13 protein-coding genes are annotated in these 13,503 nt (G+C 67.9%); 5 read left to right on the top strand and 8 right to left on the bottom strand.

The window, feature by feature from the left end:
* Window positions 1-3: 3 nt before the first annotated feature.
* Window positions 4-513, bottom strand: coding sequence for a sigma-70 family RNA polymerase sigma factor (locus tag ABD05_RS12590; RefSeq protein WP_047900410.1), 510 nt, complete (start codon window positions 511-513; stop codon window positions 4-6).
* Window positions 514-553: 40 nt separating this feature from the next.
* Between ABD05_RS12590 and ABD05_RS38300 the strand changes: the two genes are divergently transcribed.
* From ABD05_RS38300 to ABD05_RS12580, 3 genes are all read left to right on the top strand, one after another.
* Window positions 554-736 carry a hypothetical protein gene (locus ABD05_RS38300; RefSeq protein WP_158361584.1) on the top strand — a complete coding sequence of 61 codons (183 nt, stop codon included), beginning with the start codon at window positions 554-556 and terminating at the stop codon, window positions 734-736.
* 261 nt (window positions 737-997) lie between these two features.
* Window positions 998-2,158 carry a porin gene (locus ABD05_RS12585; protein ID WP_047900409.1) on the top strand — a complete coding sequence of 387 codons (1,161 nt, stop codon included), beginning with the start codon at window positions 998-1,000 and terminating at the stop codon, window positions 2,156-2,158.
* A gap of 411 nt (window positions 2,159-2,569) precedes the next feature.
* Window positions 2,570-3,793 (top strand): lytic transglycosylase domain-containing protein, encoded by a 1,224-nt coding sequence (locus ABD05_RS12580; RefSeq protein ID WP_047900408.1) that lies wholly within the window; start codon window positions 2,570-2,572, stop codon window positions 3,791-3,793.
* Window positions 3,794-3,839: 46 nt separating this feature from the next.
* Here the strand turns inward: ABD05_RS12580 and ABD05_RS12575 are convergent, their stop codons facing one another.
* Together ABD05_RS12575 and ABD05_RS12570 are read right to left on the bottom strand one after the other, a co-directional pair.
* Window positions 3,840-4,169 (bottom strand): hypothetical protein, encoded by a 330-nt coding sequence (locus ABD05_RS12575; RefSeq protein WP_047901189.1) that lies wholly within the window; start codon window positions 4,167-4,169, stop codon window positions 3,840-3,842.
* Window positions 4,170-4,490: 321 nt separating this feature from the next.
* Window positions 4,491-5,237, bottom strand: coding sequence for a MipA/OmpV family protein (locus tag ABD05_RS12570; protein WP_047900407.1), 747 nt, complete (start codon window positions 5,235-5,237; stop codon window positions 4,491-4,493).
* 246 nt (window positions 5,238-5,483) lie between these two features.
* On the opposite strand from ABD05_RS12570, the gene ABD05_RS12565 reads away from it, so the two are divergent.
* Window positions 5,484-6,209 carry a response regulator gene (locus ABD05_RS12565; protein WP_047900406.1) on the top strand — a complete coding sequence of 242 codons (726 nt, stop codon included), beginning with the start codon at window positions 5,484-5,486 and terminating at the stop codon, window positions 6,207-6,209.
* Window positions 6,210-7,586, top strand: a complete 1,377-nt coding sequence (locus ABD05_RS12560) for an ATP-binding protein (RefSeq protein ID WP_047900405.1) — start codon at window positions 6,210-6,212, stop codon at window positions 7,584-7,586.
* A gap of 53 nt (window positions 7,587-7,639) precedes the next feature.
* Here ABD05_RS12560 and ABD05_RS12555 read toward each other — a convergent pair whose 3' ends face one another.
* The 5 genes from ABD05_RS12555 to ABD05_RS12535 all read right to left on the bottom strand — a co-directional run bounded on the left by ABD05_RS12555 (window position 7,640) and on the right by ABD05_RS12535 (window position 13,495).
* The gene (locus ABD05_RS12555; RefSeq protein WP_047900404.1) at window positions 7,640-8,680 is read right to left on the bottom strand and encodes a FecCD family ABC transporter permease; all 1,041 of its coding nucleotides are present in this window, start codon (window positions 8,678-8,680) and stop codon (window positions 7,640-7,642) included.
* Window positions 8,677-9,669 carry an ABC transporter substrate-binding protein gene (locus tag ABD05_RS12550; protein WP_047900403.1) on the bottom strand — a complete coding sequence of 331 codons (993 nt, stop codon included), beginning with the start codon at window positions 9,667-9,669 and terminating at the stop codon, window positions 8,677-8,679. The genes ABD05_RS12555 and ABD05_RS12550 overlap by 4 nt, the downstream gene beginning before the upstream one ends.
* Window positions 9,666-10,433 (bottom strand): ABC transporter ATP-binding protein, encoded by a 768-nt coding sequence (locus ABD05_RS12545; protein WP_082146094.1) that lies wholly within the window; start codon window positions 10,431-10,433, stop codon window positions 9,666-9,668. Before ABD05_RS12545 ends, ABD05_RS12550 begins: the two co-directional genes overlap by 4 nt.
* Before the next feature lie 29 nt (window positions 10,434-10,462).
* Window positions 10,463-12,553 carry a TonB-dependent receptor gene (locus tag ABD05_RS12540; protein ID WP_047901187.1) on the bottom strand — a complete coding sequence of 697 codons (2,091 nt, stop codon included), beginning with the start codon at window positions 12,551-12,553 and terminating at the stop codon, window positions 10,463-10,465.
* Window positions 12,554-13,054: 501 nt separating this feature from the next.
* Entirely contained in the window at window positions 13,055-13,495 is a 441-nt protein-coding gene (locus ABD05_RS12535; RefSeq protein ID WP_047900402.1) for a nuclear transport factor 2 family protein, read from the bottom strand.
* Window positions 13,496-13,503 lie beyond the last annotated feature (8 nt).

The following is a 13,503-nucleotide window of genomic DNA, read 5'->3' as shown; positions in this document are numbered from 1 at the left end:
CGGTCAGGCCGCCATCGCGAAGAAGCACTGCGTGCCGGCCTTCACGAGATAACGCTTCACCGTCGCGAGCGACACGCCGAGTTCGCGCGCGATCTCGGCCTGCGTAAGACCGTCGAGCTGCGCGAGCAGGAACGCGCGTTTCGCCGCGAGCGGCAGGCCGTCGAGCAGCCGGTCGATTTCGAGCAGCGTCTCGAGGACGACCGCCCGCTCTTCCGGCGACGGCGCATACGCTTCCGGACGCTGCGCGAGCACGTCGAGATAGGCGCGCTCGATCTGCTCGCGCCGCCAGTGGTTGCTCAGCACGCGCTGCGCGACCGTCGTCAGGAACGCGCGCGGCTCGTCGGCGCCGATCGGCTCGTCGCGCACGAGCAGGCGCATGAACGTGTCGTGCGCCAGGTCGGCCGCGCGGTGCGCGCAACCGAGCTTCCGGCTCAGCCAGCCGCGCAGCCACACGTGATGGCCGGCATAGAGGGCGTCGATTTCTCGATGGAGAGACAGCTTGTCAGCGGACATGGCCGGGTTCCGGAGTGTGCAGGCGGCGGCAATTTTGTAAATGAGAATGATTATTATATACAAAAGCGAGCCTGCGACCGCGGTTTCGGTGCGCGGCGGCGACGCGGCAGCGCTGGAGGGCGAAGCCGCGATGCCGTCGCCGGCCGCAGGCGATACGCCGCTAACACATGCATTTCAGCCCGGCCAATTCAATTCATTAAATAATTATTTGACGGAACAATAACAATAGCCGGGCCGCCACCATTTCCCCGAAAATCGCCGGGAATTATCACCGGATATGCAAAACGCCATAGGTAAATCGCAAAAATGAAAACTAATTAATACGCGATCTACAATAATTCAAATCCATCAATGGTGAATTTCGCAGGACATCCCTGTCTGCTTCAGACCACAAAAGAGAATTTCATTTTTGCCGCTTTGCTCCGAATCGGTAGTCTCCTGCCATTCCGGATCACGAACACAAGCCAATGCGCAAGGAGATGAAATGAAACGCACGACCCTCTCGCTGATTTCCATCGCGTCATTCGCGGCGATACCCGTCGCGCATGCGCAGTCGAGCGTCACGCTGTATGGCGTGATCGACACGTCGATCACCTATGTGAACCACGCGCAGGGCAAGGACAACGCGTGGATGCTCGGCAACAGCAGCGCGGGCAACCTGGCCGGCAGCCGCTGGGGCGTGAAAGGCACCGAGGATCTCGGCGGCGGGCTGAAGGCGCTGTTCCAGCTCGAGAACGGCTTCGACCCGAGCAACGGCCGGCAGGGCCAGGGCGGCCGCCTGTTCGGCCGCCAGGCATTCGTCGGCCTGACGAGCGACCGCTACGGCACGCTCACGTTCGGCCGCCAGTACGATCCGCTCGTCGACCTCGTGCAGGCCATCACCGCCGACAACACTCTAGGCAGCGTGTTCGCGACGCCGGGCGACGTCGACAACTACGACAACAGCTTCCGCGTCGACAACGCGGTGAAGTACACGTCGGCCGTCTATTCGGGCCTGCAGTTCTCGGCGATGTACTCGTTCGGCGGCATCGCCGGCAGCACGGGTTCCGCGCAATCGTATTCGGCCGCCGTGTCGTACAACAACGGCCCGTTCAGCGTCGCGGGCGGCTACTTCCACGCGACCAACAGCCCCGCGTCGAACGGCCTGCGCAGCGGCTGGACCAGCTCGTCGGACGGCACCTTCGACGGCCCGATCAACAACGGCTATGCGAGCGCACACTCGATCGGCATCGCGCGCGTCGCCGGCCAGTACGTCGCCGGCCCGTTCACGTTCGGCCTCGGCTACAGCAACGCGCAGTACCGCCGCGACGCGAGCGCGGTGTTCGGCTCGAACGAGCACTACAACACGGGGCAAGGTTTCGTGAACTACCAGGCGACGAACGCGCTGCTCGTCGGCGTCGGCTACAGCTACACGCGCTCGGGCGGCGACACGTCGGCCACCTATCACCAGGTATCGGCCGGCGCGGACTACAACCTGTCGAAGCGCACCGACGTCTACCTGACCGCCGCGTACCAGCACGCGAGCGGCCAGACCGGCGACGGCCACGGCGGCTCGATGGCCGCGCAGGCGTCGATCGGTTCGTACGGCTATGCGGGCACGAGTTCGCAGACGATGGTCAACCTCGGCCTGCGTCACCGCTTCTGATGCGAAACGGCCGGTTGCGCGCCGCGCGGCCGGCCGGAACCGCATTTCCTCGCACGGCGGCTTCGGCCGCCGTTGTCTTTCGATCGTCTTTTCATCGCCCTTTTCGGCCCGGATACCGACTGCCGGGCGATTTCCACTCCGATTGATTCTGCCCCGCTCTCCCGACGTGACTGACGCAATGCGTCAGGTTTCCGAGCGTCGCCATTGCACCGGCATGCGCCGAAAAGACGGCCATTTTTACCGATCCAACTTCGTCTCGACCGCTGATCCGACGCGATAAAAATGCGCGACGAGCGCACGGGCAAATGCAAAGGAAAGTTTGACGCGAGCCATTTGTCTGCTCGCTATGGCACACTTCGCGTCTCGCGTAATTTCCTTGCACCGGGCGGCCGGATTCCGCCCCATCCTGCCATGCCGTGTCAGACAACCCGTTCGATCAGCCGCGAAACGCTGAAGGTCGCCTCGACGATTGCGATGTCGTGCGTGCTGCACGGCGTCGCGCGCGCCGATTGCCTCGACGACGCGGCCACATTCCAGCACGTGAGCGTCAGCCTGATGCGCGGTATCGCGCAGGTCGAATCGGGGATGAATCCGAACGCCGTCAATAAGAATACGAACGGCACGTTCGACATCGGCCTGATGCAGATCAACAGCACGTGGCTGCCGACGCTCGCGCGCGAAGGCATCACGCAGCAAAGCCTGTTCGATCCGTGCACGAACGCGTATGTCGGCGCGTGGATCCTGTCGCAGAACATCCGCCAGCTCGGTCCCAACTGGAACGCGATCGGCGCGTACAACTCCGCGTCGCCCGACAAGCGCCTCGCGTATGCGCGCAAGGTCTATGATGCAATCCGGACCATGCCGGATTCGCCGGATACTCCCATGCCCATCCTTCCACCGTCCTTTACGCCGCCGCAACAGCAACAGGCGTACAACCCGTTCGCGAGCCTGAGCGTCGCGGCGCCGCAGGTCACTCGCCCGCGCACGGTATCGCCGGCCCCGCCTCCTCCGCCGCCGCAGGGCGGCCCTGCCGGCCCGGCCGGTACGTACAACTTCGGATGGTCGGTCACGGGCGCGGACCAGGCCAAGCCGACCCAGGTCTTCGACGACGGTGCGCGGATCTACGTGCAGTTCAGCGACATGAAGCACGTGCCGGCGATCTTCGCCGAAACGTCGTCGGGCCGCGTGCTGATGTCGTGGGAGCTGCAGTTTCCGTATGCCGTTTTGACGCGTCCCGCGCAAACGTTAATCTTTCAGCTCGGGCCGTTCGAGGCGCGCGCGCAGCGTGGCGCGGCCGGAGGCGCGGGCATGACCGCGCAGACGGGTACGGCCACGCAGCGGCCGGGTGCGGCGACGGCTGCCGCTTCGAATTCGAAGAAGTCCGCCGATGCGGCAGCGACTACGGCGGCCAATCCGGCGACGAAACGCACGGCCTCGGCCGATGCACTCTGGTATCTGAATACGCCGTCGACGTCGGGATCGGCGGCGGCATCGCCATCGACGTCGAATATTCCCGCCACGCTGCCGACAGCCGTGACGTCGAACACGCAGCCGGCCGCACCGGCTCAGGCACCGGCTGCCGCCGCTCAGCCTTCGCGCGTCAGCACCGATGCGCTGTGGTACATCTCGAAGTAACGCGCGGTCGCTTACGCATTCGCGCGCGTGGCACCGGCGCAATCCATCACCCGCGCCGCACCCAGATCACCTTCCCGTCGCGAATGCCGAGATTGCGGCGCTCCTGCCGGTAATCCATCGTGCCCGGCAACGCCTTGCCGTCGCGCTCGAGCACACGCCACAGACAGCCGTCGAGTTGCGCGGCCGCATCGGCCTCGGTCTTGCCGACCAGCGCATCGTCCTGCCCCGCGTCCGCCTTGCATGCCTGCGACGCGCCCGCCTGCCCGCCGTTCGCCGGCGTGCTGCCTGCGCTCGTGATTTTCGTGTTCATGTCCGCACATCCCGCAAACGTTGCGCCCGCAACCAGCGCCATCATCATCGCGATCGTCTTCTTCATCGATTTCTCCCTTTCGCGCCCGGCGGAGCAGATGCGGCGTTCCTCGCCGCCCGGGCGTTGCATGCATGAGCGGTTCCGCGCGTCGCCAGCCGTTTCCCGAGGATGCCGGCCAGCGAATCGCGGCCTCGCGCGCCCCGTCCGCGCCGATTCGGCGTGCCGGAGTCGCGGGCCCGGCCCAACGCCGAAGCCGCCTGCATGTTACCGCACGCGGTCAGCCGCTACGGCGCGGCGCCGACGCATCGCGCGGTGCGCGCGGATCGATCGCACCGGCCCATGCACGCCAACGCAACGCGGTATTCGGGATCGATGTCGGCGGCCCGTTCAGAACTTGTAGGTCACGCCCGCCATGCCGAAGTAGTTGCTGCGCGACTGGACGATCGGGCTGTCGCCGTAGCGGCCGAGCAGCCGCGTCACGCCGCCGGTCGCGAGCACCGACCAGTGCTGCGACAGGTTCCAGTTCCACGCGACTGCCATCGACGCGCTGTCGATCCCGCCGCTCGTCGAATACGGCCGGAACCGGCTCGTCATCGACTGTGCGTCGGTCACACCGTAGAACGTCTGCGTATAGCGTCCCGAGCCCGCGTGAACGGTGCCCGTCACGACGATCTCGTGCTGCGCGGTCTTGAACACGGGCACCGCGAGATCCATGTGCCCCGACACGCCGCGCGACGTGTGCGTCACGGGTGTATCGATCGTGACGCTCAGTTCGGCCGCATTGAACAGCGTTACGCCCGCGCGCACGCCGACCAGCACCGAGCCCGGGATCCGGCCCATGCCCTTCAGGTAGTCGGAACCCGGCAGGTCGAAACGGTTCTCGTCCGTGCGGCCCGCATCGTAGCTCACCGCCGCCGACACGAACACGCCGTGCGGCAGATCCAGCCGGTAGCCGGCGCCCTGCGTAGCGTCGATGAAGAAGCCGTTGCCGAACGTGGCGGAAAACGACGGCGCGACGACGCCGCGATACTGGTTGCTGCCCTGGTAGCGCGGCGCAAAACCGCCGCCGAGCGAGATCGAATACTGGTTTTCCGCGTGGGCGGCGGCGGCGAGGGTCAGGCCGGCGAGCGGCATGCAATAACGGTAGCGGCGGAGTGTTGGGCGCACAATATTGAGATAAGAGTGACGGAGCCCGCAGTCTAGGTGCCGCCCTGCGCCGAGACTGTCCTGAATCTGCGTCGAATCTGTGCTCAATTGTGTTCGATTGTTCGAGATTGTCGTACCGCTGCCCGGGCCGCCGGTACGCCGGATAGAATTCGCGTGCCGCGCCACATCCCGGCTTGCCGGGGTACGAGATCGCGCGCGCATCCTGAGGAGCCCATGAACGACAATCCGCTCAAATACCGTGTACTGCTGATCGAGGACGACGACCGCCTCGCGCAGCTCGTCCGCGAATACCTCGACGGTTATGAATTCGCGGTGACGGTCGTGCGGCGCGGCGACCTCGCCGTCGCGGCGGTACGCGAGCACCAGCCGGCCCTCGTGATACTCGACCTGATGCTGCCGAACCTCGACGGCATGGAAGTCTGCCGGCGCATCCGTGCGTTCACCAACATCCCCGTGCTGATCCTGACCGCGCGCGCGGACGTCTACGACCAGGTCGCCGGCCTCGAGACGGGCGCCGACGACTACGTGACGAAGCCGATCGAGCCGCGCGTGCTCGTCGCGCGCGCCCGCGCATTGCTGCGCCGCGCGCAGCCGGCCGCCGTGGAAGCGCCGGTTGCCGCACCCGAAGCGCTGGTGTTCGGCGAACTGTCGATCTCGCCGCCGAACCGCACCGTCACGTGGCGCGGCGAGCCGGTCGACCTGAAGACCGCCGAATTCAACCTGCTGCTGATCCTCGCGCGCGCGGCCGGCACCGTGCTGAGCCGCGACGACATCCTGAAGCAGTTGCGCGGGATCGAGTTCGACGGGCTCGACCGCTCGGTCGATTCCGGCATCTCGAAGCTGCGCCGCCGCTTCGAGGATGCTTCGTCGGAGCCGCACAAGATCAAGACGATCTGGGGCCGCGGCTACCTGTTCAGCCCTTCCGCGTGGGATGAATAAATGCTGCGTCCGTTGATCAGGCTGTACCTCGTCGTGATCCTGTTCGTCGCCGCGTCGATCGTGTTCATCCAGCTGTCGTTCGACCGGATCTTCTACGAGCGCGTCGCGCAGGCGCAGCGCGACTCGCTGACGACCTATTCCTTCGTGCTCAACGATTACCTCGAACGCCATCCGGGCGGGCAGCGCCTGCTCGCGCTGCGCGAACTCGCGAAACACGGCAACGAAGGGTTCGGTTTCATGTCGATGGCCGACGCCCGTGCGCAATTGAGCGGCGCGCCGCTTAGCGATCTCGATGCCGGCAGGATCGCGATCAGCTACAACGGCAAGGATTACTACATGCCGCTCGCGGACGGCTCCGTGCTGCACGCGCGTCCCATCGAAGCATCCGATCTCGACATCAAGATCTATGCGTACCTGCTGCTCGCGCTCGCCACGCTGTTCGCGGTGGTGCTGTGGATTCACTATCACTGGCGCGACCTGCGCAAGCTTCAGGAGGCCGCACGCGCATTCGGCGCCGGCACGCTGTCGACGCGCGTGAAGCTGTCGGGCAAGTCGAACATCGACGAGCTGTCGCAGCAGTTCAACGACATGGCCGAACGCATCGAGGCGTCGATCAAGCAGCAGCGCGAAATGATGCACGGCATCTCGCATGAACTGAAGACGCCGCTCGCGCGGCTCGAATTCGGGCTCGCGCTGCTCGCCGAGCCCGACGAAACCGACCGGATGCGCGAACGCCGCGACGCGCTGCGGCACGACGTGCGCGAACTCGACGAACTCGTCACCGAGCTGCTGACGATCGGCCGGCTCGAACAGGGCGCGAGCCAGCTCGCGCCGATGGAGATCGTCGTCGATGCGCTGATCGACAGCGTCGCCGGCAACGTCGCGAACGACCTCGCCGATCTCGGGATCGCGCTCGACGTGTCGACGCTCGGCGCGCCCGCGACCCACGTATGCGATCCGAAGCTCGTCGCCCGCGCACTGCTGAACCTGATCCGCAACGGCGCGCGCTACGCATCGTGCAAGGTGCTGCTGGCCGCTGCCGGCGACGGGTCCGGCGCGCTCGTGCTGAGCGTCGACGACGACGGCCCCGGCATTCCGGCCGCCGAGCGCGCCCGCGTGTTCGAACCGTTCCAGCGGCTCGACTCCAGCCGCGACCGGCAGACCGGCGGCTTCGGGCTCGGGCTCGCGATCGTGCGGCGCGTTGCGCTGGTGCACGGTGGCGATGTGCGGCTCGAGGATTCGCCGCTCGGCGGCGCACGCTTCGTGATCACCTTGCCCGCGCGAACACTGCCGGACAGCTTCTTCGACGCGGCGGGAGACCTCGCGCACGCCGACGCGCCCGGCGACAGCACGAGCACGGCCACACTGCCGCGCTGAAGCACACGACGGGGCACCGCCCCGCCCTCGCCTGACGGTGTGCCCGCTCCCGCTCAGCGGCGGCGCAGCAACGCGACGAAGAACAGGCTGCCGAACAGCGCGGTCACGATGCCGATCGGCAAATCCTCCGGCGCCGCTAGCGTACGGGCCGCGACATCGGCCCACACGAGCAGGATCGCGCCCGTCAGCGCAGCGACCGGCAGCAGCCTGCCGTGCTCGGCGCCGACGACGCGACGGCACAGATGCGGCGTCACGAGCCCGACGAAGCCGATCGCGCCGCTCACCGCGACCATCGCGCCCGTCGCGAACGATGCGACGACAAACACCTCGCGCCGCATCCGCGCGCTCGGCACGCCGAGCGCGGCCGCGGCAACATCGCCCGACATCAGCGCATTCAGTTCGCGCCGGCGCGCATACAGCACGCCGACGGCGAGTGCCGCGCACACGGCCGGCACCGGCAGCAGATCCCAGCGCGCGAGGCCGACGCCGCCGAGCATCCAGAACAGCACCGACGACGCGGCGCGTTGATCGCCGAGATACAGCAGCAGGTTGCCGAACGCGGCCATCATGAACGACACCGATACGCCCGCGAGCAGCAAGCGATCCGATTCGAGCCGGCCGCGCCGGTAAGCGAGCGCGATGACGCACGCGGTTGCCGCGAGCGCGCCCGCGAATGCGGCGGCCGACAACGTGAACGGGCCGAACGCCGCGCCGGCCACCACCGTGACCGCGACGGCGCCGAGCATCGCGCCCGCGCTCACGCCGAGCAGGTGCGGATCGGCGAGGCGGTTCGCGGTCGCCGCCTGCAACGCGACGCCGACCGCCGCCAGCGTTGCGCCGACCATCGCGGCCAGCAGCGCGCGCGGCATCCGGATCAGCCACACGATGCTGTCGTCGCCCGCGCCCGCCGCGAGCGCGCCGGCAGCGCCGAACGCCGACGCGATATGCGTGGCGACGATCCGCGCTGCGACCGGCATCGCAATCGGCGCGGGACCGAACGCGGCCGACACGACGATCGACACGATCAGCAGCACGGCCAGCGCCGGCAGCACCACGCGCATGCCGGGCCGCGACGCATGCACGGCCGCGCTCATCGCGCCGGCCCGGCGAACGCAGCCGGATACAGCGCGCGCGCGAGCGTCTCGACGGCCGCGACGTTCTCGGGGCCCGGTGTCGCCGCATCGTACGGAATCGTGACGAAGCGCCGGTCGCGAATCGCGGCCACGCGCGCGAGCGCCGGCTGGCTCAGCAGGAACTGCTGCTTCTGCGCGGCCGTCACCGCCGAATAGTCGACGATCACGACGACCTGCGGATCGCGCGCCACCACGCTCTCCCAGTTCACCTGCGTCCAGCTGCGCGGCAGGTCGTCCATCACGTTGCGCGCGCCCGCCGCCGCCAGCAACGCGGTCGGCATCGCGAGCGCGCCCGCCGTCATCGGCTTGTCGGTACCGCTGTCGTAGACGAACACGCGCAGCGGCGCCGGGCGCCCGATCGCGCGCGACACCGCCGCGAGACGCGCGCGCATCGCGGCGACGACCTGCACGGCGCGCGCCTCGACGCCGAAGATCCGGCCAAGATTGTTCAGGTCGCGGAACACGTCGTCGAACGACGCGGCCGATTGCTTCATCACGTGCGAGCACGATTCGGTCAGTTCATACGTGCGGATGCCGAACGGCGCGAGCGTCGCAGGCGTCACCGCGCCGCCGACATGCATCCCGTAGTTCCAGCCCGCGAGATAGAAGTCGGCGCGCGCGGCGGCCAGCACCTCGAGCGACGGATACTGGCTCGCGAGTTCGGGCACGCCGCGCAATGCGTCGCGCACGCGCGCGGTGCCCGTCTTCCAGCCGCCGATACCCGTATAGCCGACGAGCCGGTCCTTCAGGCCGAGCACGAGCATCATCTCGGTCAGGTTCACGTCATTGCTCACCGCGCGCGTCGGCGCGCGCTCGAACGTCACGTCGCGATCGCAACTGCGCACGGTGACGGGATAGGCGCCCGCTTGAACGGCAGCGCAGCCGAGCACGGCGACGGCAGCCAACCGGCGGGAGACGAAGGATAACGAAGGTAACGGCATGACGGTCATTCCGGGTGAAGCGGCGTGATGCGCGGCCGGCCCGTGACGGGATGGCGATCGACGAGCGCGGCGACGCCGAACACGTCGCGCAGCAGCGCTTCGGTCAGCACGTCGTCCGGCGCGCCGGACGCGACGACCCGGCCGTGCGCGAGCACATGGAGCCGGTCGCAATACGCGGCCGCGAGATTGAGGTCGTGAATCGTCGCGAGCGTCGCGATGCCGAGGCGCCGCACGCGCGCGAGCAGTTCGAGCTGGTGACGCAGGTCGAGATGGTTGGTCGGTTCGTCGAGCAGCAGCAGTTCCGGTTGCTGCGCGAGCGCACGGGCCAGCAGCGCGCGCTGCTTCTCGCCGCCCGACAGCGACGCGAAGCATTGCGTGCGGCGTGCGGCGAGGCCGACGTCGTGCAGCGCGGATTCGACGATCCGGCGATCGTCGGCCGACTCCGCATCGAACGGCCGCTTGTGCGGCGTGCGGCCCATGCCGACCAGTTCGTCGACCGTCAGCCCGAAATCGTCCGGCGTCTCCTGCTGCAGCACCGCGATGCGCTGCGCGACCGCGCGCGGCCGCATCCGCCACACGTCCTGCGCATCGAGCGCGACAGCGCCCGCATCGGGCCGCGCGTAACGGAACACACAGCGCAGCAGGCTCGTCTTGCCGCTGCCGTTCGGGCCGACCAGCCCGACGAACTCGCCTTCGGCAACGCTCAGCGTGACCGAATCGAGCACGGTAATCGCACCGCCGGGAGACCAGCTCACGCGATCGATGTCGAGCATGTGCGTCACGGGAGGCTCGCCGCGCCGCACTAGAAACGGATCGTCGCGACGAGCTCCGCCGAACGCGACGGACCGAGCAGCCACTGCTCGCCGCCGTTCGACGTCGTCACCGCGTACGTGCGATTCGCGAGATTGCGCAGATACAGCGCCAGCTCGGTGCGCGCCGTCGGCTGCCAGCGCAGCGACGCATCGAACACCGTGTACGACGGCACCTGCAGGCGGTTCGCATCGTCGCCGTACGTCGCGCCGACATAACGCACGCCCGCGTTCGTCTGCCAGCGTTCGGCGAACGCCCAGCCGAGCCACAAGTTCGCCGTCTGCTGCGGCACGCTGGACGGCACGTTGCCGGCCCGCGACACCGTCGTACCGGCTGCCACCTGGTTGAACTCGTCGTAGCGCGCGCGCAGCAGCGCGACGTTCGCATCGATCGTCCAGCCGTGGGGCAGCCGCGCACCACCCGTCAGCTCGATACCGCGCGACGATTGCCGGCCGACCTGCCGGCGCAGCGCGGGATTGAGCGGATCGGTGCTGAGCAGGTTGCGCTTCGTGATGTCGTACACGGCAAACGTCCAGTACGCGCGACCGTCGAGCAGCGTCTGCTTGACGCCAGCTTCCCACTGTTCGCCGGTCGCGAGCCGGTAGTTCGCCTGCGACGCGGACAGCGTCACGAGCGAACCGAGGCCCTCCGCGCCGGTCGTGTACTGCGCGTATGCGCTGAGCGTCGGTGCGACTTCGAACACGAAACCGGTACGCCAGCCGACGTTCGCGAAGCGCTTGTCGAAGCCCGCGCCGGTCGCCGCCTGCTCGCGGCTGAACGCGATGTGGTCGTATCGCAGGCCGCTCACCCACGCGAGCCGCGGCAGCATTTCGAGCCTGTTCTCGGCGAACACCGCGACCTGCCGCGCACGCGTGCTGAATTGCGGCACCGTCGGGTCGGGGCTCGTGAACACGCCGGGATCGAAGCCGTGCGCGGCCACCGTCGATTCGCCGCCGTACGGCGCATTGTTGGTACCGTCGAACGTGATCTGGCTGAACTCCGTGCCGACGACGAAACGGTTCGCGCGGCCGAACAGCGTGCCGTCGAAACGCGCGCTCAGCCGGTCGCCGATCTGCCGCTGATGGTGGCCGATGTCGAGATAGTCGCCGCGCGTCACAAGCCCGGTCGCAGGGTCCAGCACATACGATTCGGTGTTGCGCCAGTGGCGGTTCGACGTCAGGTAGTAGAGCTGGTTGTCGATCGTCACGCCGGCGTTGGGCCGGTAGCGGGCCGACAGGCGTGTCCACTGGTCGTAGTAGGAAATCGTCGCGTCGCCGACGTTGTAGTTGAGCTTGCGCAGCGACGGATCGAGCACGCCGTTCGGCGCGGGCACGCCATGGTACGTCGCCGGCATCTGGCGGCCGTAGTCGTAGTCGAGCGTCAGCGTGAGTTGCGGGCTCACGTCGAACTTCAGCGCGCCGCCGACCGCCGTCGTATGCGTATCGGCCCGCTCGGCGAGACCGTTGGCGCGCGCATCGCTCGCGTAGAACCGGTACGACAGCCGCGGGCCGAGCGCGCCCGTCGTATCGAACGCGACGCGCTTCGCGCCGTCGGGGCCGATACCGACCTGCAGCGTCGTCTCGCGCGTGCGCTGCGGCCGCTTCGGCACGACGTTCACGACGCCGCCGATCGCCCCTTCGCCGTACAGCACCGACGCCGGGCCGCGCAGCACGTCGATGCGCTCGACCGACCACGTATCGAACGGAAACGTGATCGTGCCGGCCGCCGGCATCAGCCGCACGCCGTCGAGCAGCGTCATCACCGATTCCTGCCCGCTGAAGCCGCGCACGCTCAACGCGGTGCCGCCGTTGCCGGGCGCCATCGCACTCGAGAAACCGGCCGTACGCGTGACCGCGTCGAGCACGGTGCGATCGCCGCGCGCTTCGATCGTGTCGGCCGTGACCGTCTCGACGCTCGCGGGGGTATCGAGGCTCGCCAGCCCGAGCCGCGAGCCCGTTTCGAGCGGCTGCGTCAACGGGTCGGCCGGCGCGGATCGCGCGGTAACGTTGATCGCCGGCAGCGCGTGCCGGTCGTCCGGTGCGGGGGCTGCCGCTTCGGCGGCCAATGCGCCGGAGGTCGCCATCGCGCAACCCAGCAGGGTCGTGCAGCCGCGCGCCGCGCGTGCGCGCCAGGCGCCGGTGTTCCGACGCGACGCGGCATGGTGCCGCTCCCCGCGCGCCGGGTTGTTTCTGGATTTCGTCACGTCGTATCGATCTTCGTGTGGTGTCGTCGCCGACCGGGCTGCCCGCACGGCCGGCCGGCGACGAAAACGTCAGATGATACAATATATCAATTTATTTCGTCAGGGTTTTGTCAGCTTGCGTCGCCCCCACGGCGCGCCTGCAGCGGAAAACCGAACTGCACCCACAGCTTGTCGCCCTGCGGCCGGTTGCGCACCGTGAACGACGGCGAGCACACGATCTACAACCATGCGTCCGCGCGCACCGCGTTCGTCTGCGACTGGTTCGTCGAGCGGCTGGCGCGGGCGGGCGGTGTGTGACGACGCATGCGTGGGTGACCGCAAGTACGGCCGCCCACGCCCGTCACACCAAGACTTCGCGCCGTCGCCCCGCAATCGCGCGGCTCAGCCGCCGACCTTGAACGCCGGCAACTGCTGCCCGAGCCGCGCGCCCATTTCCGCGCCGAGCGCCTGCAGCGCATTGAACGGCCGGATCATGACCTCGAATTCGACGATCCGGCCGTCGTCGTCGAAGCGGATCATGTCGATCCCCTTCAGCGCCTTGTCGCCGACGCTCGCGCTGAACTCCAGCACCACGTTCTTGCCGTCGTCGGCGACGAACTGGCGGTGATAGGCGAAATTCTCGAGGATCGTGATCACCGTGCGCAGCGCCATCAACAGCGCGGGCGCCGGCCCGTACGGCCTGAACGCCATCGGCGAACGGAACACGGCGTCCGGATGGACGATCGATTCCAGCGCGCCAAGATCCTTGCTCTCGATCAACGCATGCCACGTGTCGAGCGATTTCGCGACAGCGGGTTGAACATGCAGCGGTGAATGCATCATCGAAGACT

The sequence above is a fragment of the Burkholderia pyrrocinia genome (assembly GCF_001028665.1).
Lineage (GTDB): Bacteria > Pseudomonadota > Gammaproteobacteria > Burkholderiales > Burkholderiaceae > Burkholderia > Burkholderia pyrrocinia.
This window is presented reverse-complemented; position numbering and strand designations above follow the sequence as displayed.

Excerpts from the sequence above, each read along its gene's own strand:
- ABD05_RS12590 (WP_047900410.1), bottom strand. The coding sequence starts at position 513 with ATGTCCGCTGACAAGCTGTCTCTCCATCGAGAAATCGACGCCCTCTAT.
- ABD05_RS38300 (WP_158361584.1), top strand. The coding sequence starts at position 554 with ATGAGAATGATTATTATATACAAAAGCGAGCCTGCGACCGCGGTTTCG.
- ABD05_RS12585 (WP_047900409.1), top strand. The coding sequence starts at position 998 with ATGAAACGCACGACCCTCTCGCTGATTTCCATCGCGTCATTCGCGGCG.
- ABD05_RS12580 (WP_047900408.1), top strand. The coding sequence starts at position 2,570 with ATGCCGTGTCAGACAACCCGTTCGATCAGCCGCGAAACGCTGAAGGTC.
- ABD05_RS12575 (WP_047901189.1), bottom strand. The coding sequence starts at position 4,169 with ATGAAGAAGACGATCGCGATGATGATGGCGCTGGTTGCGGGCGCAACG.
- ABD05_RS12570 (WP_047900407.1), bottom strand. The coding sequence starts at position 5,237 with ATGCCGCTCGCCGGCCTGACCCTCGCCGCCGCCGCCCACGCGGAAAAC.
- ABD05_RS12565 (WP_047900406.1), top strand. The coding sequence starts at position 5,484 with ATGAACGACAATCCGCTCAAATACCGTGTACTGCTGATCGAGGACGAC.
- ABD05_RS12560 (WP_047900405.1), top strand. The coding sequence starts at position 6,210 with ATGCTGCGTCCGTTGATCAGGCTGTACCTCGTCGTGATCCTGTTCGTC.
- ABD05_RS12555 (WP_047900404.1), bottom strand. The coding sequence starts at position 8,680 with ATGAGCGCGGCCGTGCATGCGTCGCGGCCCGGCATGCGCGTGGTGCTG.
- ABD05_RS12550 (WP_047900403.1), bottom strand. The coding sequence starts at position 9,669 with ATGACCGTCATGCCGTTACCTTCGTTATCCTTCGTCTCCCGCCGGTTG.
- ABD05_RS12545 (WP_082146094.1), bottom strand. The coding sequence starts at position 10,433 with ATGCTCGACATCGATCGCGTGAGCTGGTCTCCCGGCGGTGCGATTACC.
- ABD05_RS12540 (WP_047901187.1), bottom strand. The coding sequence starts at position 12,553 with ATGGCGACCTCCGGCGCATTGGCCGCCGAAGCGGCAGCCCCCGCACCG.
- ABD05_RS12535 (WP_047900402.1), bottom strand. The coding sequence starts at position 13,495 with ATGATGCATTCACCGCTGCATGTTCAACCCGCTGTCGCGAAATCGCTC.